Below are 16,955 nucleotides of genomic sequence, written 5' to 3' on the forward strand. Positions count from 1 at the left end.
CTAGTCTGCGCAGTGCACCAGCCAGGACGCAGGCAGGAGATTCCCATGAACTTCGTATCGATCCGCATCATCACCGGCGACGTCGCTCGCCTCGTCGAGTTCTACGAGCGGGCCACGGGGGTGCGGGCGGTGTGGGCCACCGAGGACTTCGCCGAACTGAGGACCCCGGTGGCCACCCTCGCGATCGCCGGTACCCGCACCGTCCCGCTGTTCGCGCCCGGCTCCGCCCGCCCGGCGGACAACCACAGCGTGATCACCGAGTTCCTCGTCGACGACGTGGACCTCGTTCACCAGAACCTGAGCGGCTTCGTCACCGACTTCGTCAGCGGGCCCACCACCATGCCCTGGGGCAACCGGTCGCTGCTGTTCCGCGACCCGGACGGCAACCTCGTCAACTTCTTCACGCCCGTCACACCCGAGGCCATCGAGAAGTTCGCGGGCGGCGCCGTCAGGTGAGCCGCAGGTGCCGGGAGAAGAACCTCACGGTGCTGTCCAGCTCGAACTCGGGCAGGTCCCCGTGCTTGCCGGGGTTGGCGTGCAGGGTCTTCTCGAATGAGGCCAGGGCGTCGAACAGCGCCAGGCCCTGTTCGCGCGGCACGCGCTCGTCGTCCCACTGGACCAGGAACTCGACCGGGACGGTGATCAGCGCCGCGTTCTCCGCCGAGCTCGAGGCGGAGGCGCCGCCCAGGCCCAGCACGGCGGCGCGGACGCGGGGCTCGGCCGCGACGAACGGGACGCCGAGGCCGCATCCCAGTGACACGCCCCAGTAGCCGACCGGGCCGGCGCCCACGTGGCCGAGGCGCTGGACCGCGTCCAGGACCGCCTGCCATTCCGGCACCGTCCGGCGGGCCACGAGTGCCTGGAACTCGGCGATCAGGGGCGCCAGTTCCGCACCGGCCGCCACCCGCGCCTGGTTCTCGGACGCGACCCGGTCGTACTCCTCGTGCGGGGGCCGGTCGCCGTGACCGGGCACGTCTGCCGCCACCACGGCGAAACCGCACTCGGTGACGAAGCGGTGCGCGCGGCGCGTGATGTCGGGGGCCTTCTTGTGCTGTCCGCCGCCGTGCCCCATCAGGATCAGAGGGCGGGGACCGGCGGCGTCCGCTGCCGGCGTCCACAGCGCGCCGGGGACGTCGTCAAGGACGAAGAGCTGTTCGCGGACGCCGTCGGAGGACGTCTCGGAGGTGAAGCGCATGGTGTGTCGAGCCTTTCGGAATGCCGTCTTCGGGCACTCCGCAGGCCATGCGGGAGAGGGAGGCCCGATCTGTCACAGCGTTGATGGGTCTCACCTCCTCGGTTCGCAGCGGCGCACGGCGGCCTGAACGTATCACGGCGGTTCCGGGCTGTGTTCAGGGGCGATACCGCTGCAACCGCCGCTGAGCTGCGACGCGTTGGAGTCGGCGGCGGGTTACGCTCGCGGCCGGATCGAACGCGAAGAGAAGCGGGGTTGCCGTATGGGTGGGGCCGTCACTGCCGTCAGCAGCAACGGGGTGTACTCCTTCACCAAGCCGAACCGGGAGAGCATCACGCTGCTCGCCGGGCTCGGGGTGGAGGGGGACGTGCATGCCGGTGTGACCGTGAAGCACCGGTTCCGGGTCGCTCAGGATCCGACGCAGCCGAACCTCCGGCAGGTGCACCTCATCCACGAGGAGCTGTTCGAGGAGGTCGGGGAGCGCGGGTTCCAGGTGGCGGCCGGGCAGTTGGGGGAGAACATCACCACCCGGGGGCTCGACCTGCTCGGGCTGCCCACCGGGGCGTTGCTGCGGATCGGTGAGCAGGCCGTCGTCGAGGTGACCGGACTGCGCAATCCCTGCCTTCAGATCGACAACTTCCGGACCGGGCTGCTGAAGGAGGTCGTCGGGCGGGACGAGGACGGGCGCGTCGTCCACAAGGCCGGGATCATGGGCGTCGTGAAGGTGGGGGGCGTCGTACGCCCCGGCGACGGGATCGTCGTGGAGCTGCCGGACGGGCCGCATCGGGCGCTCGAGCGCGTCTGAAGCCCTCCTGTGCCTGGCGGTGCCCATCGGTGCCTGGCGCTTGGCGGTGGGTGCCTGCCGGCGCCTGTCCGTGCCGGCCGTGAGGGACGCGGCGGGCGCCGCCGGAGGTTGCCGTGGCGGCGCCCGGTGGTCGGCCAGGGAGCGACGGTCGATCGACCGGAGAGCGATCCGGCAGCGCTACGCCGTCGTCGCGGCCAGTTCCGCCCGGCCGAAGAGGAGGGCGTAGCCGGGCGGGAGCTGGGCCAGGACGCGGGTCGTCAGCTGCTCGCCGACCTTGGCCGCCAGGACGCCGAGGACCGAGCTGACGTCCCAGCGGGCCGTCGCGGGCGTCGCGCCCTCGACGCGGGCGGCCACCGACTCGACGAACTCGCGGGCGGTGAGGGGGTGCGTCGCGGGGATCTGCGCGGCGATCATCTTGCCGGCCTCGTGCGGGAGGCCCTGGGCCAGGGCCACTCGTTCCTCGCCCGTGACGTGGGCGCCGAGGGCCGCCAGGACGATGCGGGTGACCCGCTCCGCCTCCGCTCCCGTCGGGTACTGGCCCGCCTCGCGTACCGCCTCCACCAGTTCCAGCCAGTCCGCGTCGCCGGGGGTGTCCTCGTGCACGCGGGGGCGCAAGGGCTGGGCCGGGGCGGGAATGGTGGCTCTCGGCTGCGGGGTCGGGGTCGTCACGGTCATCGTGGTGGCTCCTCCTGCGGGGCACGGACTCTACGGGCTGCCGGAGGCCCGGCTACCCCCTAAAGCGACGGGTATGAGAGGGAGTTCGGCCAATGTGAGGCTTGGGGTCCTTGGGATTGGCCGAAAATGCAGGGGTGCGCGGGCTTCCTGCGGCGGGGCTCTGGAACGGGCTCCGCCGGTGATCGGGTTCTGGCCGGTTCGAGGCCGATCTGACGGCTACGGGGCCGCTCGCCGGCACGGGCTGTTCGGGCCGGTACGGTGCCGCTCCAGCCGGTTCGAGGCCGCTCCGGCCGGCATGGGGGACCACCCCGCGGCCGGTTGAAGGCCGCCGCTACGGCCCGTACGGGGCTGCTCCGGACGGCGCGAGGCCCTCTTGGACGGTGTACGGGAGTGCTCGACCCGGTGCGAGGCCGCTCCGGCCGGCATGGAACCACCGTTCCGGCCGGTTGAAGGCCGCCGCTCCGGCCGGTTGAAGGCCGCCGCTCCGGCCGGTACGGGGCTGTTCCGGTCGGTTCGCGGCCGCATGCCGCCGCGTCCCGGGGCCGCGCGGGGGCCCGGGACGCGCCGTCGGGTCGGCACGCGGCCGGTGTCGGATGCTTCAGCCGCTGATCTGCTTGCGGCCGCTGTCGCCGCCGGTGATCTGGATGCGGCGGGGCTTGGCCTGTTCGGCCACCGGGATGCGCAGGGTCAGTACGCCGGCCTCGTAGGAGGCGTCGATGCGTTCGGTGTCCAGCGTCTCGCCGAGGAAGAGCTGGCGGGTGAAGGTGCCCGTCGGCCGTTCGGCGACCAGCATCTCGGCGCCCTCGGGGGCCGGGGTGCGGCGCTCGGCGCGGACGTTGAGGACGTTGCGCTCGACGTCCAGCTCGATCGTCTCCGGGTCGATGCCCGGCAGGTCGAAGTGGACGAGGAAGTCGTCCCCGGAACGGTACGCGTCCATCGGCATCGCGGACGGGCGCGCGGTGGTGCCGAGGACCTGCTGCGCGAGTCGGTCGAATTCGCGGAACGGGTCCGTACGCATGAGCATCACGGGTCACTCCTCTCTTCGGGGGCCGAGGTGCGATGCCCTACGCCTTCTTATATAGCTCGGTGCTGGAAACTTGACAACCCTGGACTCAGGTTCTGCGGGTGAGCCGGCTCGCGCGTAGCCTCGAAGCCCGAGAAACGAGGAGGCAGTCATGGCCAGGTTTCCCACTGCGGTGATCGCCGCCACCGGGCTCGTCGGCGGGTACGGCGTCGCCCGCTGGACCGAGAAGCGGCAGCTGGGCGGGGCCGTGCTCGCCGTCGCCGGGGCCGCCGCGGCCGAGCAGTGGCGCAGGCAGGTGGGCGGGAAGGCCGCCGGTGCGCTGACCGCCGCGTACGTCGCCGCGTTCGCCGGGTCGCACCCGCTCGCCAAGAAGGTCGGCGCCTGGCCGTCGGTGTTCGGTGTCGCGGGCGCCGTGGCCCTGGCCTCCTGGGCCGTCGCCGACCGCCGGGGCTGACTCGGCCCCGGCGGTCGGCACTGGGTGGCCCCTGTGACGGTCCTGACGATCGTGCGGCCCGGGTCGGCTACCGGTGCCCGAGACTCCACCGTCGCAGCAGAACGGCGGCGGCAGAACTGCGGCAGCGGAACGGCGGCCGGCCCACCGCATGGAGCGGGAGACCGGCCGCCGAGTGAACGGGGAACCGCTGGAAGCGGGGGCCTTACGGCCTGCTCGCCGCCGGCGGTGCCGCGGGACCGCCGGGCGTGCCCGACGTCCGCTGCGACGGGCGGGCGCTCTTCGTCGCCGCCTTGGCCCGGCCCGCGGCCGTCAGCGGGCGGGCGATGTCCTCCAGCGAGCGGCGCTCGGCCCGCACCGCCAGGAACGCCGCGACCAGACCCGCCGCGCACATCAGCGACGCGCCGATCGAGAACGCCAGGACGGTGTCGCCGACCTTGCCGGTGCTGGTGAGGTCGGCGAACAGCAGCGGGCCGCTGATGCCGCCGGCCGCGGTGCCCAGGGCGTAGAAGAACGCGATGGACATGGCCCGGGTCTCCATCGGGAAGATCTCGGAGACCGTGAGGTAGGCGCTGGAAGCGCCCGCGGAGGCGAAGAACAGCACCGCGCACCAGCAGGCCGTCAGCGTGCCCGCGCCCAGCGAACCCTGCGAGAACAGCCAGGCCGTGCCGAACAGCAGCAGGCCGGACAGCAGGTACGTCCCGGAGATCATCACCCGGCGGCCGACCGTGTCGAAGAACTTGCCGAGGAGCAGCGGGCCGCAGAAGTTGCCGATGGCGATGACGGCGAAGTAGTAGCCGGTGTGGTCGGCCGGGACGTCGAAGAACTTGGTGAGGATCGCGCCGAAGCCGAAGGTGATGGCGTTGTAGAGGAACGCCTGGCCGATGAAGAGGGAGAAGCCGAGCACGGCACGCTTGCGGTACCGGCCAAACACCGTGCGGGCGATCTCCATGAACGTCACGCTCTTGCGCTGGTGGATCTCCAGCTCGCCCTGCGGCTCGGGCAGCCGCTCCCCCTTCTGCTGCTCCACCTGCCGTTCGATGCCGCTGACGATCTCCTCGGCCTCCCGGTCCCTGCCGTGGATCAGCAGCCAGCGCGGGCTCTCGGGGACGTGCCGTCGTACGAGGAGGATGACGAGGGCGAGGACGGCGCCGAGCGCGAAGGTCAGGCGCCAGCCGACGTTCGCGGCCAGCAGGTCGGTGTTCAGGGCGACGATCGACAGCAGGGAACCGCCGACGGCGCCGAGCCAGAAGCTGCCGTTGATCATGAGGTCGACGCGGCCGCGGTAGTTCGCCGGGATGAGCTCGTCGATGGCGGAGTTGATCGCCGCGTACTCACCGCCGATGCCGAAACCGGTCAGGAACCGGAACAGGAAGAACCACCAGGCCTCCCAGGACACGGCCGTCAGCGCGGTCGCCGCCAGGTACACCGCCAGCGTGATCATGAACAGCTTCTTGCGGCCGAAGCGGTCGGTCAGCCGGCCCCAGAACAGCGCGCCGACACAGGCACCCGCGACGTACAGCGCGGCGGCGACGCCGGTGATCTGGCCCGACGTGATCGCCAGGCCGCTGCCGGGCTCGGCGAGCCGGCTGGCGATGTTGCCGACGACCGTGACCTCGAGGCCGTCCAGGATCCAGACGGTGCCCAGCCCGATCACGATCGTCCAGTGCCACCGGGACCAGGGCAGGCGGTCGAGACGGGCGGGAATGTTCGTGGTGATGGTCCGGCCGGCATCTGGCGACGGCGATGGTGTGTCGACGGTGCTCATGGGCTCCCCTCCTCGTCGAGGACGAGAACACGTGTGCCCGGCTCCCGCGCGAATAGACCCCGGCCGGCGCCCGCCGCGCCCCCGGCCGCCGCCAGGTTCTTTCGTTTGGATCAGGCCGGATCAGGGAGCGGGGTCCGGTGCCGTGGATCGCGAGTCCGGCATGATCCAAACGAGAGACCCTAGAACTAGGCCCCCAGCCCCCGCGACACGGCGTAGATCAGCAGGCCGGCCAGCGAACCGACGACCGTGCCGTTGATCCGGATGAACTGCAGGTCCCGGCCGATGTGCGCCTCGATCTTGCGCGTGGTGTGCTCGGCGTCCCAGCCGGCCACGGTGTCCGTGATCAGGGAGGTGATCTCCGTGCGGTACGTGGTCACGACGTGCACGGCCGCGCCCTCCACCCACCCGTCGACCTTCTGCTGCACCTTCGTCTCGCCCGCCATCCGCGCGCCGAGCGAGAGCAGGGCCGCCCGCACCCGCAGCCGCAGCTCGCTGCGCTCGTCCTCCGCGGCCGCGACGATCATGGACCGGACGGCGGTCCACGTCGACGCGATCAGGTCCTGCACCTCGCCCCGCCCGAGCACCTCGCCCTTCAGGCGCTCCACCCGCGCCCGGGTGTCGGTGTCGGACTGCAGGTCGGAGGCGAAGTCGGTGAGGAACCGGTCCAGGGCGCCCCGCGCGGGATGGGACGGCATGTCCCGCATCTCGGTGACGAAGCGCAGCAGCTCCTTGTAGACGCGCTCGCCGACCTTCCTGTCCACGAACCGCGGCGTCCAGCCCGGCGCACCGCCCTCGACGGCGCCCATCACGTCCGTGCGGTGCAGCACCAGCCAGTCGTGCGCCCGGGCCACCACCAGGTCGACCACCCGCCGGTGCCCGCCGTCCGCCACGACCCGTTCCAGCATCTTGCCGATACCGGGCGCGATCTCCTGGGCGTCGGCCCGCCGGGTGATCGCCTCCCCCACCACCGCCTGCACGGCGGAGTCGCGCAGCACCGTCAGGGCGCCGCGCAGCGCGGTCGCCAGTTCCGCCGTCACCCGGTCCGCGTGCTCCGGCTCGGCCAGCCAGGCGCCCAGCCGGCTGCCGATGCCGACGGCGCGCAACCGCTGCCGGACGACGTCGTGGGAGAGGAAGTTCTCCCCGACGAACTCACCGAGGGAGACGCCGAGCTGGTCCTTCTTGGTGGGGATGATCGCGGTGTGCGGGATGGGCAGGCCGAGCGGGTGCCGGAACAGCGCGGTCACGGCGAACCAGTCCGCGAGCGCGCCGACCATGCCGGCCTCCGCGGCCGCCGCCACATAGTCCGTCCAGGCGCCCGCGCCCGCCGACGAGGCCCACTTGGCGAGGACGTACACCACGGCCACGAAGAGCAGCAGCCCGGTCGCGGTGAGCTTCATGCGCCGCACCCCGCGCCGGCGCTCCTCGTCGGCGGGCGTGAAGGCGGTCATGGCCCGGTACGTCGCCGCACCGCGCGACGGAGCCGCCGCGGCGGTGTCCGGAGTCGTCCCCGTGTCCGGAGTCGTCTCCGTGCGTCCTGGTGATGTCTCGGTACGTTCCATCGGCTCCCGCCCGTTCGGTGATCCCGCCCACAATTGTCCCTTCCTGACCGACTCCTGGAACGGATCAGGAGTTCCCGGCGTCTGTATCACCGGGGGTTTGCGGCAGGTCCCTGTCAGCCCGCCCGGCCCATGACGCATCATGGGTGTATCGGATCGGAGCCTCGGGCTCCCGTCTCCCGAGGAGAACAACACAAGCATGACCAAGCGTCACGGTTATGCCGTGCTGGGTGCGCTGGTCGCACTGGTCGTGGCTCTGTCCGCGGTCATCTACGTCACCGTGGCGGCCCACGACACCACCTCCGGCAGCACCTTCGCCGGCACCCGCCCGCATCACGACACCTCCGTCGCTCCCGCCTCGACCGGCGCCTGGGTCGGCGCCTGGGCGGCGGCGCCCGTGGGCGGCGAACCCGGCACCGAGGCCGGCGGTCTGGCCGGCCGCTCGGTGCGCAACGTCGTGCACGCGAGCACCGGAGGGACGAGTGCCCGCATCACCCTGTCCAACCTTTACGGGCAGTCCCCGCTGACCATCGCGCACGCGACCCTCGCCCTGTCCGCCGGGGACGGCGGCGCGGCGGCCGACTCCGAGTCGATGCGCCGCCTGACCTTCAACGGCAGCACCGGCGTCGTCATACCGGCCGGCGGCCAGGCGCTCAGCGACGCGGTACGCCTGACCATCCCGCACGGCTCGGACGTCCTCGTCACCACCTACTCCCCCACCCCGTCCGGCCCGGTCACCTACCACCCGCGCGCGCGGCAGGTGTCGTACGTCGCCCAGGGCGACCGCACCGAGGACCCGACCGGCATCCCGTACACCGGGCAGACGCCCTACTGGCGGTACCTGACCGCCCTCGACGTGCTCAGTCACGAGGCCGACGGCACCGTCGTGGTCTTCGGCGACTCCATCACCGACGGCATCACGTCCACCGTCGGCGCCAACCACCGCTGGACCGACGTCCTCGCGGGCCGCCTGCGCTCCGCGCTGCGCGGCGGTGCCGCACTGCCCCGCTACGGCGTCGTCAACGAGGGCATCAGCGGCAACCAGGTCCTCGCCGACGGCCTCGGCCGGCCGGCCGAGAACCAGAGCGGCCTCGGCCGCTTCGGCCGCGACGTGCTCTCCCGGCCCAACGTCAAGGTCGTCGTCATCGACCTCGGCATCAACGACATCCTGCGCAACCCGCGCCTCGCCGACCCGGACCGCATCACCCAGGGGCTGCGCACCCTCGTCCGGCAGGCCCACGCCCGCGGCCTCAGGGTCGTCGGCGCCACCCTCATGCCCTTCGAGGGCCACCGCGGCTGGACCCCGGCCCGGGAACAGGTGCGCGAGCGGGTCAACGCGGAGATCCGGGCCGGCCGGGTCTACGACACGGTCGTCGACTTCGACCGGGCGCTGCGCGACCCCTACGCCCCGCTCAAGCTGCGGCCCGCGTACGACTCCGGCGACCACCTGCACCCCAGCGACCTCGGCTTCCGCGAGATGGGCGACGTCTTCGACCTGACCGCGCTGAAGGGGGCGGGGCAGGCCGAGCTGTAGGGGGTCCAGGGGGGCCAGGAATACTGGCCCCATGACCCGCTTGATCCTCGCCACCCGCAACGCCGGAAAGATCACCGAGCTGAGGGCCATCCTCGCCGAGGCAGGCCTGCCCCACGAGCTGATCGGCGCCGACGCGTACCCCGACATCCCGGACGTGGCCGAAACCGGCGTCACCTTCGCGGAGAACGCCCTCCTCAAGGCCCACGCCCTCGCCCGGGCCACCGGCCTGCCCGCCGTCGCCGACGACTCCGGCCTGTGCGTCGACGTCCTGGGCGGCGCCCCCGGCATCTTCTCCGCCCGCTGGGCGGGCCGCCACGGCGACGACAAGGCCAACCTGGACCTGCTCCTCGCCCAGCTCTCGGACATCGCGGAGGAGCACCGGGGCGCCCACTTCGCCTGCGCGGCGGCCCTGGCCCTGCCGGACGGCACGGAGAAGGTGGTCGAGGGCCAGCTGCGCGGCATCCTGCGGCACGCCCCCGCGGGTACGAACGGCTTCGGCTACGACCCGGTCCTCCAGCCGGACGGCGAGACGCGGACGTGCGCGGAGCTGTCCGCCGAGGAGAAGAACGCGATCAGCCACCGGGGGAGGGCGTTCCGGGCACTGGTGCCGGTGGTACGGGAGTTGCTGGGCTGACGCACTGAAACGGCCTGCGAGTCACGCCTTCGATTCGCAGGCCGTTCACGTGCGGCGGAAGGGATTCGAACCCTCAAGCCCGGTCAGGGGCCACAGGACCTAAACCTGCTGCGTCGCCGTTGCGCCACCGCCGCTGGTCGCCTGTCATGGTACCGGGCGTGCTCCGCCGCTTCTGCCGCCCCGGCACCATGTGCTGGTGATCGCATGGCAATTGGGACACAGCAGCCGCAGGTTCTCCCGCCGGTTGTCGCGCCAGTCTCCATTGATGTGGTCGATCTCCAACGTCATGGGCCTGCCGAACCACTCCGGGCCAATCCCACACCTGGCGCACTGCTCCGGTACGCCCACTTCGCGGAGCGCGCGCCTGAGGCGTTTGGTCGCGGTCCGGTGTCCGGTGTCGTGCCTTACCAAAACCTCTTCCGGTCGCTTGGCGTTCGCACTCGGCTTCCCTCGTTGATGGGCTTGCTTACCGAAGTGGGTGGTGTCGAGGCAGGCGTCGGCGATTTGCTTGCGCAGCATGGCGCGCTGGCCTCCATTGTCCGCTCGGCCGAGACGGCGAAGCACCTCGGCGATGGATACGGACTCGGCGACGACAGCCCGCAGCTCGTCCGTGGTGGGGCAGGCTCGCTCATCGACAGGCGAGAAGTGGGAGATGTCGATGCCGAAGTGAGCGAAGCGCCTCTCGAGGTATCCCCGCAAGTAGCCGTACGGCCGGGTACCGAAGAAGGAGATCACCTCGTCGAGAGTGGAGCACTGCCCGGCAGCCTGGGCCAACCGCTCGCGGGTGTACCGCACTCCGCCGCTCATAGGGGTTCCCCCCGGTAGCGGCCCTTGCCACGGCCTCGGTAGGTGTCCGTGGTCGAGTGGCAGTTGGGGCACAGGAGCCGGAGGTTCTGCAGGCGGTTGTCGCGCCAGTCGCCATCGATGTGGTCGACTTCCAGAGGAAGTGGTTCTCCCAGCCAGACCGGTTCCCCGCCACAGAGCGCGCAGCGCTCCTGCACACCCACTTCGCGCAGCGCCCTCTTGAGCCGGGCGCTCGGGATGCGTGAGGCGTGCGGAGACGGGTCCACTACGAGCAGTTCCGCTGCCGTGCGGCGGCGCTGATTGTGCCTCATGCGCTCCGTGCGGACCACCGCCACGAAGTGCGAGGTGTCGATGCCGTACGCCTTGATCTTGCGGCTGATGTGCGTGTGATGCCCGCCGACGACGTCCAAGCCGAGCCGGCGCAGCACCTCGTTGATGCTGGTCGAGGCAGCTACCGCTCGTCCCAGAACCTCCCTCGTCCACTTCACCCCCTCCCGCTCGAAATGGGAGACGTCGATGCCCAGCTTCCTCATCCGCCCGAGTACGTACGGCCGCGTCGAACTCCTCGGATCCACCCCCAGCCGGACCAGCGCCTCCGCCAGCGTCCGAGCCCCCCGAGCCGCCTCCTCCAGCCGCTCCTTCGTGTACGCACTGGCCCCCATCGAGTCCCCTCCGTTCCGGCTGCGCGTTCGCAGCCCGTACGGAGTAACGAACCGGTTATCGGACAGTCACGGTCGGAGAAGAGGAACGGCCCGCGCCGGGCTGTGCCGGTGCGGGCCGTTGACGAGGGGGCGAGGTGTCCTCAGATGCCCAGGTCCTTGATGATCTTGGCTACGTGGCCGGTGGCGCGGACGTTGTAGAGGGCCCTCTCGACCTTGCCCTCCTCGTCGACCACGATCGTGGAGCGGATCACGCCCATGTACGTCTTGCCGTAGTTCTTCTTCTCGCCGTAGGCGCCGTAGGCCTCGGTGACCTTCTTGTCGGGGTCGGCCAGGAGGGTGACCTTCAGGGACTCCTTCTCGCGGAACTTCGCCAGCTTTTCGGGCGCGTCCGGGGAGATGCCGACGACGTCGTAGCCGGCGCCGGCCAGGACGTCGAGGTTGTCGGTGAAGTCGCAGGCCTGCTTGGTGCAGCCTGGGGTGAGGGCAGCGGGGTAGAAGTAGACGATGACCTTGCGGCCCTTGTGGTCCGCCAGGGAGACCTCGTTGCCGTCGGCGTCGGGGAGGGTGAAGGCGGGGGCCACGTCCCCCGGCTGGAGTCGCTCGCTCATCGGGCCAGCGTAACCGGGGGGTGTTGCGGTGCGGCGCGGCCGCGGGCTGACAAACTGTTCGGAACAGCATCAGGAGACTTCGGAGGCCGTACGGTGGCGGACACCTCGGACACGAGAACCCCGGCGCAGATCGAGGCGGACATCAGGCGCCGCCGTGAAGTGCTGGCCGAGACGCTCGACGAGATCGGGGTGCGGGTGCATCCGAAGACGATCGTCGGGGATGCCAGGGCGAAGGTCCTGGCGAATGTCGATCACACGGTGGGACGTGCGTATGTGCAGGTCAACCGGGTGGTGAGCGAGGTACGCGCGCAGTTCGTGGACGAGACGGGCGCGCCGCGGATCGAGCGGGTGGTGCCGGTCGCGCTCGTGGTCGTCGGGGTCGTGGGGCTGCTCGCCCTGGGGACCCGGCGGCGCAGGGACTGAGCGGGGAGCGACCCGGCGGCGTACGGGCGGGCGGGAGACAGGTAGGTTCACTGGCGTGAGCGCCAAGAGAAACACGCAGAGCGGCCCCCAGCACGACAAGCTGCCCATTCGGATGCTGCATGACCGGGTTCTGGTCAAGCAGGAGACCGGTGAGGGCGAGCGGCGGTCGGGGGGCGGGATCCTGATTCCGGCGACCGCCGCGGTGGGGCGTCGGCTGGCCTGGGCCGAGGTGGTCGCGGTCGGGCAGAACGTGCGGACGGTGGAGCCGGGCGACCGGGTCCTGTTCGACCCGGAGGACCGGGCCGAGGTCGAGGTGCGGGGCGTGGCGTACGTGCTCATGCGGGAGCGTGATCTGCACGCGGTGGCCGCGGACCGGTTCGAGGGCGCCGAGGACTCCACCGGCCTGTATCTCTGACGTCCCGGCGGCTGTTTCCCGCTGCCGCCGCCGCACACGCCGAAGGGGCTGGTGACCTGGTCACCAGCCCCTTCGGCGTGTTGTTCCGCTACGGCAGGCCCCCCGTGCCGCCCGCGCCCGTGTCGGTGCCGGTGGTGTTGCCGCCGTCGGTTCCGCCGCCGGTGGTGGTGGGTCCGCCGGGGCTGCCTCCGGTGGTGCCGCCGGTGGTGGTGCCTCCCCCGTCGGTGGTGCCTCCGGTGGTGCCGCCGCCGGTGGTCGTGCCGCCGCCGTTGGTGGTCGTGCCCCCGCCGGTGGTGCCCGTGGTGGGGGTGGTGCCCGTGGTGGGCGTGGTGCCGGTGGTGGGGGTGCCGCCGGTGGTCTGGCCGGCGTCGGTGGTGCCGCCGTTGGCCTGGCCGGTGGTGCCGGGCTGGTCGGAGGGGCTGGTGGAGGGGGGCTCCTGGACCTGGTCGGCGCCCTGCTGGAGTTCGAGGTCGAAGTCGGCGGCCGGCTTGCCCTGGAGGGCGTCGCGCGTGTACTGGGCCCAGATCTGGGTGGGCGGGCCACCGCCGTTCATGCGGGGCTGGCCGAGGGCGTTGTACAGCGGCATGTGCTTGGCCGTGACCGGGTCCTGGCCCATGACGGAGACGACGGTGGCGAGGTCGGGGGTGTAGCCGGCGAACCAGGCGGCGGTGTCCTCCTCGGCGGTGCCGGTCTTGCCGGCGGCGGGGCGGCCGGCGGCCTGGGCCGCGGTGGCGGTGCCGCTGTCGACCACGCTCCGCAGCACGGAGGTGGTGGTGTCGGCGGCCTCGCGGGTGACGGCCTGGTGGACGTGCTGGTCGGGGAGCCTGACCTGTTCGGTGCCGTCCTTGGTGATCTTCTCGATCATCGTGTAGGTGCCGTGCCTGCCGTGGTTGGCGAGCGTGGCGTAGCCCTCCGCCATGTCCAGGACGCTGGCGGTGGCGGTGCCGAGGGCGATGGACGGGTACGGCTTGAGGTCCGGGGTGTTCTCGGGGATGCCGAGGGCGACGGCGGTCTGCTTGACCTTGGCGGGGCCGACGTCGACGGCCATCTGTGCGTAGACGGCGTTGACCGACAGGTCGGTGGCCTTGCGGACGGTGATGTCGCCGTACGACTTCTCGTCCTCGTTGGAGGGCGCGTAGGCGCCGCCGGGCCAGCCCTGGACGGGGCGCCTGCTGGTGCCGTCGTAGATCGTGTTCGGGGTGATGCGGCGGCCGTCCTGGGTGGTGGAGCCGTTCTGGACGGCGGAGGTGAAGACGAACGGCTTGAACGTGGAGCCGTCCTGGAAGTCCCCGCGGGTGGCGCCGTTGGTGTACTGCTTCACGTAGTCGATGCCGCCGTACATGGCGACGACCTTGCCGGTCTTCGGGTCGACGGAGGCGCCGCCGGCGCGCACGTAGCGGTCGGCCGGGCGGTTCTTCTTGTCGAGCTTGGACATCAGCTGGTCGTTCACGGCCTTGACGAAGGCGTCCTGCTTGGCCTTCTGGAAGGTCGTGGTGACGCGGTAGCCGCCGCGCTCGAGCTGGTCCTTGGTGAGGATGCCGTGTTCGAGGATGTAGTCCTTGACCGCGTCGACGAGGTAGCCGCGTTGGCCGGACAGGCCGGTGGAGAGGATCTGCTGCTTGGGCATGGGGAACTTCATGCCGGTGCGCTCGGACTTGCTGAGCCAGCCCTTGGTGACCATGCCGTCCAGGACGTAGTTCCAGCGGGCGACGGCGGCCGCCTTGTTCTCGGGGTGGGCCACGACGTCGTACTCGCTGGGGGCGTTGACGAGGGCGGCGAGGTAGGCGGCGCGGGCCGGGTCGAGAGTGCCGGCGTCCTCGCCGTAGTAGGCCTGGGCGGCGGCCTGGATGCCGTAGGCGTTGCGGCCGAAGTAGCTGGTGTTGAGGTAGCCCTCGAGGATCTGGTCCTTGGTCTTGTTGCGGTCCAGCTTGATGGCGATGAAGAACTCCTTGGCCTTGCGGGTGACCGTCTGTTCCTGGGCCAGGTAGTAGTTCTTCACGTACTGCTGGGTGATGGTGGAGCCCGACTGCTTGCCCTTGCCGGTGGCCGTGTTCCAGGCGGCGCGGATCATGGCCTTGGGGTCGACGGCGGACTCGGTGTAGAAGTCGCGGTCCTCGGCCGCCAGGACGGCGTGCTGGGCGTCCTTGGAGATCTGGGCGAGGCCGACGCTCTCGCGGTTGATCTTTCCTTCGCGGGCGAGCTGGGAGCCGTCGGCGTAGAGGAAGACGTTGCCCTGTTTGGTGGCGAGGGCGTTCGCTGACGGGATCTTCACGAGGGAGTAGCCGAGGAAGAACAGGCCGATGATCAGCATGACGCCGATGACGAGGGTGCTGAGCACCATGCGCCAGGTGGGGAACAGCCGCCGCCAGCCGGTGCGCTTGCGCTTGGCCTTCTTGCCGTCGCCGTCGCCGTTGCCGGCGGAGGCGTCGGCCGAGGGGGCGGGCGCGGGGTCGGCGTCGAGGGTGGCGGTCCGGGCGGTGGCCGCCGGAGTGGCGGCGGACGCGGCGGAGGCCGCGGAGGCGCCTGCCGCGCCGAGGGCGGCCGTCTTGGCCGTGCCGCCCGCCGCGCCCGTGGTGCCCGCCGCGCCCGCGGTGCCCGTGGTGAAGGCGGTGGCCGCCTTCGGGGTGCCGCCGGTCCTGCCCTGCCGGGGCGAGCCGGCCGGCCCGGCCTGCCGAGGCGCGTTGACCCGGCGGAGGACCTGCGTGGTCTCGGGGGCCTGGCGGGCTTCGGGAGCCTCGGGGGCCGCCTTGACGCGCCGGAGCACCTGGGTGCTTTCGGCCGCGCCGGACTCCTTGGCCTGCCCGGCCTCCTTGGCCTGCCCGGACTCTTTGGCCTGCTTGGACTGCTCGGCCTGCTTGGACTGCTCGGTCTTCGGGGATCCGGGCGACGACTGCGACGGTACGGAGGCCTGCCGATCGCCCTGCGGCTTCCGCGCCTGCTGGGACGGCACGGACGGGGTCCGGCCGCCGGACTCCCGCGACGACTCCCGCGACTCCTGCTTCCGCGACTCCGGCGACCTCTGCGGCTCGGGGGACTTCCGCGCCTCCGGCTTCCCCGGCCGCTCCGCCCCCGGCTCCGCGGCGATGCCCCGGCCGTCCGTGCCGGTGCGGCCGGCCCGGCTCGCCTGAGCGGCCCGGCGCGCCCGGGCCGCGTGCTCCGCGCCCGCATCCGGCCGCTCGCCGGCGCCGTCGCGGTCGGCGCGGTCACCGGTGCCGGCGGAATCGCCGGCGGGGGTTTCCGGGGGCGTCTGCTCGCCGCCCTCCCGGTCGGCCCCCCGGGCCTCGGGGCCGACGGCCGGCGGAGGTGTGTCCGGTGACCCGCCCCTGTTCGGCTGCTGCGGCTGCGGCTCGTCGCTCATGTCGTGCACGGACTCCTGTTTCGCGTCGTACGTTCCCGTACGCCTCGTACGCCTTCTGCCCCCCAGGTGAAGACTCCCGCACCTGGCGTTCCGTTCCCGCTTTCCGGACACGGTTCCGGCACGGAAAACGCGTGGCCGGCGGCCGGACCTCGTACTAGGCTCCTGCGCTTCGGTGTCGGGCTGTCCCGGGAGGTGGACTGACGTGGGCGCGGGACGGTTGTACGGGGCCGTCGCGGCGGGGGGATTCAGACGGTACGCGACGTATCGGGCGGCCACTGCGGCAGGGGTGTTCACGAACACGGTCTTCGGCCTGATCCTCGTGTACACGTACCTGGCGCTGTGGGACGAGAAGCCGCACCTCGGAGGCTATGACCAGGCGCAGGCGGTCACCTTCGTGTGGCTGGGCCAGGCGCTGTACGCGACGCTGGCGATCCAGGGGGGCGGTTTCGAGATCGAGTTCATGGAACGCATCCGTACGGGTGAGGTCGCGATCGACCTGTACCGGCCGGTCGACCTCCAGGCGTGGTGGCTGGCGAGCGACCTGGGCCGGGCGCTGTTCCAGCTGCTAGGGCGCGGGGTGGTGCCGTTCGTCTTCGGCGCGCTGGTGTTCCCGACGGCGGTCCCCGGGGACGTGGGACGGTGGCTGGCGTTCGCGGTGGCCGTGGTGCTCGCGATGGTCGTCAGCTTCGGGATCCGCTACCTGGTGGCGCTGAGCGGGTTCTGGCTGATGGACGGCACGGGGGCGCTGCAGGCCCTGATGGTCACCGGGATATTTTGCTCGGGGATGGCGCTGCCGCTGAACGCCTTCCCGGGGGCGCTCGGCGAGGTGGTGCGGGCGCTGCCGTGGGCGGCGCAGCTCCAGGTGCCGGCGGACGTGCTGATGGGGAAGGCGGACCCGGTGCCGGCGTTCGTCTTCCAGGCGGCGTGGGCGGTGGTGCTGCTGGCGGCCGGGCGGCTGGTGCAGCTGGCGGCGGCGCGGCGGGTGGTGGTGCAGGGTGGGTGAGCGTGACGCGGTGGCGGGGAGCCGTCCGCTGGCCGAGGGGTGG

At 71.8% G+C, this 16,955-nt stretch carries 17 protein-coding genes and 1 tRNA gene; 8 read left to right on the plus strand and 10 right to left on the minus strand.

The genetic code is table 11. The features are described from left to right. Positions 1-45 precede the first annotated feature (45 nt). Positions 46-456 (plus strand): VOC family protein, encoded by a 411-nt coding sequence (locus AQJ66_RS19880; protein WP_061923777.1) that lies wholly within the window; start codon positions 46-48, stop codon positions 454-456. Here AQJ66_RS19880 and AQJ66_RS19885 read toward each other — a convergent pair. Further along, the gene (locus AQJ66_RS19885; RefSeq protein WP_061923780.1) at positions 449-1,195 is read right to left on the minus strand and encodes a dienelactone hydrolase family protein; all 747 of its coding nucleotides are present in this window, start codon (positions 1,193-1,195) and stop codon (positions 449-451) included. The two genes, AQJ66_RS19880 and AQJ66_RS19885, sit on opposite strands and share 8 nt — an antisense overlap. 259 nt (positions 1,196-1,454) lie before the next feature. Between AQJ66_RS19885 and AQJ66_RS19890 the strand changes: the two genes are divergently transcribed. Then, entirely contained in the window at positions 1,455-1,997 is a 543-nt protein-coding gene (locus AQJ66_RS19890; RefSeq protein WP_061923783.1) for an MOSC domain-containing protein, read from the plus strand. A 177-nt stretch (positions 1,998-2,174) separates the two neighbouring features. Here AQJ66_RS19890 and AQJ66_RS19895 read toward each other — a convergent pair whose 3' ends face one another. Further along, the gene (locus AQJ66_RS19895) at positions 2,175-2,672 is read right to left on the minus strand and encodes a DUF2267 domain-containing protein (protein ID WP_061923787.1); all 498 of its coding nucleotides are present in this window, start codon (positions 2,670-2,672) and stop codon (positions 2,175-2,177) included. A 598-nt stretch (positions 2,673-3,270) separates the two neighbouring features. Next, positions 3,271-3,696: an Hsp20/alpha crystallin family protein gene (locus AQJ66_RS19900; protein WP_208611399.1), complete on the minus strand. Its 426-nt coding sequence runs from the start codon at positions 3,694-3,696 to the stop codon at positions 3,271-3,273. Positions 3,697-3,847: 151 nt separating this feature from the next. On the opposite strand from AQJ66_RS19900, the gene AQJ66_RS19905 reads away from it, so the two are divergent. Further along, positions 3,848-4,150 carry a hypothetical protein gene (locus AQJ66_RS19905; RefSeq protein WP_061923792.1) on the plus strand — a complete coding sequence of 101 codons (303 nt, stop codon included), beginning with the start codon at positions 3,848-3,850 and terminating at the stop codon, positions 4,148-4,150. Between the two features lie 202 nt (positions 4,151-4,352). Here AQJ66_RS19905 and AQJ66_RS19910 read toward each other — a convergent pair whose 3' ends face one another. Then, the gene (locus AQJ66_RS19910) at positions 4,353-5,915 is read right to left on the minus strand and encodes an MFS transporter (RefSeq protein WP_061923796.1); all 1,563 of its coding nucleotides are present in this window, start codon (positions 5,913-5,915) and stop codon (positions 4,353-4,355) included. 185 nt (positions 5,916-6,100) lie between these two features. Continuing rightward, positions 6,101-7,363: a DUF445 domain-containing protein gene (locus tag AQJ66_RS19915; protein WP_061923798.1), complete on the minus strand. Its 1,263-nt coding sequence runs from the start codon at positions 7,361-7,363 to the stop codon at positions 6,101-6,103. 307 nt (positions 7,364-7,670) lie between these two features. On the opposite strand from AQJ66_RS19915, the gene AQJ66_RS19920 reads away from it, so the two are divergent. Together AQJ66_RS19920 and rdgB are read left to right on the plus strand one after the other, a co-directional pair. Then, positions 7,671-9,005: an SGNH/GDSL hydrolase family protein gene (locus tag AQJ66_RS19920; protein ID WP_061923801.1), complete on the plus strand. Its 1,335-nt coding sequence runs from the start codon at positions 7,671-7,673 to the stop codon at positions 9,003-9,005. A gap of 31 nt (positions 9,006-9,036) precedes the next feature. Further along, entirely contained in the window at positions 9,037-9,639 is a 603-nt protein-coding gene (gene rdgB / locus AQJ66_RS19925) for an RdgB/HAM1 family non-canonical purine NTP pyrophosphatase (protein ID WP_061923804.1), read from the plus strand. Positions 9,640-9,689: 50 nt separating this feature from the next. Here the strand turns inward: rdgB and AQJ66_RS19930 are convergent. The 4 genes from AQJ66_RS19930 to bcp all read right to left on the minus strand — a co-directional run bounded on the left by AQJ66_RS19930 (position 9,690) and on the right by bcp (position 11,713). Further along, positions 9,690-9,773, minus strand: a tRNA-Leu gene (locus tag AQJ66_RS19930). 10 nt (positions 9,774-9,783) lie between these two features. Then, positions 9,784-10,446 (minus strand): HNH endonuclease signature motif containing protein, encoded by a 663-nt coding sequence (locus tag AQJ66_RS19935; RefSeq protein WP_061923806.1) that lies wholly within the window; start codon positions 10,444-10,446, stop codon positions 9,784-9,786. Further along, a complete protein-coding gene (locus AQJ66_RS19940) occupies positions 10,443-11,105 on the minus strand; it encodes an HNH endonuclease signature motif containing protein (protein WP_061923809.1) in 663 nt (220 codons plus the stop codon). The genes AQJ66_RS19935 and AQJ66_RS19940 overlap by 4 nt, the downstream gene beginning before the upstream one ends. A gap of 140 nt (positions 11,106-11,245) precedes the next feature. Continuing rightward, complete coding sequence (gene bcp / locus AQJ66_RS19945) at positions 11,246-11,713, minus strand: thioredoxin-dependent thiol peroxidase (RefSeq protein ID WP_061923811.1); 468 nt, start codon at positions 11,711-11,713, stop codon at positions 11,246-11,248. 93 nt (positions 11,714-11,806) lie between these two features. Here bcp and AQJ66_RS19950 point away from each other — a divergent pair, with 93 nt between their 5' ends. Continuing rightward, a complete protein-coding gene (locus AQJ66_RS19950) occupies positions 11,807-12,136 on the plus strand; it encodes a DUF3618 domain-containing protein (RefSeq protein ID WP_061923813.1) in 330 nt (109 codons plus the stop codon). 55 nt (positions 12,137-12,191) lie between these two features. Then, complete coding sequence (locus AQJ66_RS19955; RefSeq protein WP_061923816.1) at positions 12,192-12,551, plus strand: GroES family chaperonin; 360 nt, start codon at positions 12,192-12,194, stop codon at positions 12,549-12,551. 88 nt (positions 12,552-12,639) lie between these two features. Here the strand turns inward: AQJ66_RS19955 and AQJ66_RS19960 are convergent, their stop codons facing one another. Then, positions 12,640-15,909: a transglycosylase domain-containing protein gene (locus AQJ66_RS19960; RefSeq protein ID WP_079060292.1), complete on the minus strand. Its 3,270-nt coding sequence runs from the start codon at positions 15,907-15,909 to the stop codon at positions 12,640-12,642. A gap of 202 nt (positions 15,910-16,111) precedes the next feature. Here AQJ66_RS19960 and AQJ66_RS19965 point away from each other — a divergent pair, with 202 nt between their 5' ends. Then, positions 16,112-16,912, plus strand: coding sequence for an ABC transporter permease (locus AQJ66_RS19965; protein WP_061923818.1), 801 nt, complete (start codon positions 16,112-16,114; stop codon positions 16,910-16,912). The last annotated feature ends 43 nt before the right edge of the window (positions 16,913-16,955 follow it).

The sequence above is a fragment of the Streptomyces bungoensis genome (assembly GCF_001514215.1).
In the GTDB taxonomy this organism is placed as follows: Bacteria; Actinomycetota; Actinomycetes; order Streptomycetales; family Streptomycetaceae; genus Streptomyces; species Streptomyces bungoensis.

Bases quoted from the DNA above. Each gene is read 5' to 3' on its own strand.
- AQJ66_RS19880 (WP_061923777.1), top strand. From the start codon at position 46: ATGAACTTCGTATCGATCCGCATCATCACCGGCGACGTCGCTCGCCTC.
- AQJ66_RS19885 (WP_061923780.1), bottom strand. From the start codon at position 1,195: ATGCGCTTCACCTCCGAGACGTCCTCCGACGGCGTCCGCGAACAGCTC.
- AQJ66_RS19890 (WP_061923783.1), top strand. From the start codon at position 1,455: ATGGGTGGGGCCGTCACTGCCGTCAGCAGCAACGGGGTGTACTCCTTC.
- AQJ66_RS19895 (WP_061923787.1), bottom strand. From the start codon at position 2,672: ATGACCGTGACGACCCCGACCCCGCAGCCGAGAGCCACCATTCCCGCC.
- AQJ66_RS19900 (WP_208611399.1), bottom strand. From the start codon at position 3,696: ATGCTCATGCGTACGGACCCGTTCCGCGAATTCGACCGACTCGCGCAG.
- AQJ66_RS19905 (WP_061923792.1), top strand. From the start codon at position 3,848: ATGGCCAGGTTTCCCACTGCGGTGATCGCCGCCACCGGGCTCGTCGGC.
- AQJ66_RS19910 (WP_061923796.1), bottom strand. From the start codon at position 5,915: ATGAGCACCGTCGACACACCATCGCCGTCGCCAGATGCCGGCCGGACC.
- AQJ66_RS19915 (WP_061923798.1), bottom strand. From the start codon at position 7,363: ATGACCGCCTTCACGCCCGCCGACGAGGAGCGCCGGCGCGGGGTGCGG.
- AQJ66_RS19920 (WP_061923801.1), top strand. From the start codon at position 7,671: ATGACCAAGCGTCACGGTTATGCCGTGCTGGGTGCGCTGGTCGCACTG.
- rdgB (WP_061923804.1), top strand. From the start codon at position 9,037: ATGACCCGCTTGATCCTCGCCACCCGCAACGCCGGAAAGATCACCGAG.
- AQJ66_RS19935 (WP_061923806.1), bottom strand. From the start codon at position 10,446: ATGAGCGGCGGAGTGCGGTACACCCGCGAGCGGTTGGCCCAGGCTGCC.
- AQJ66_RS19940 (WP_061923809.1), bottom strand. From the start codon at position 11,105: ATGGGGGCCAGTGCGTACACGAAGGAGCGGCTGGAGGAGGCGGCTCGG.
- bcp (WP_061923811.1), bottom strand. From the start codon at position 11,713: ATGAGCGAGCGACTCCAGCCGGGGGACGTGGCCCCCGCCTTCACCCTC.
- AQJ66_RS19960 (WP_079060292.1), bottom strand. From the start codon at position 15,909: ATGAGCGACGAGCCGCAGCCGCAGCAGCCGAACAGGGGCGGGTCACCG.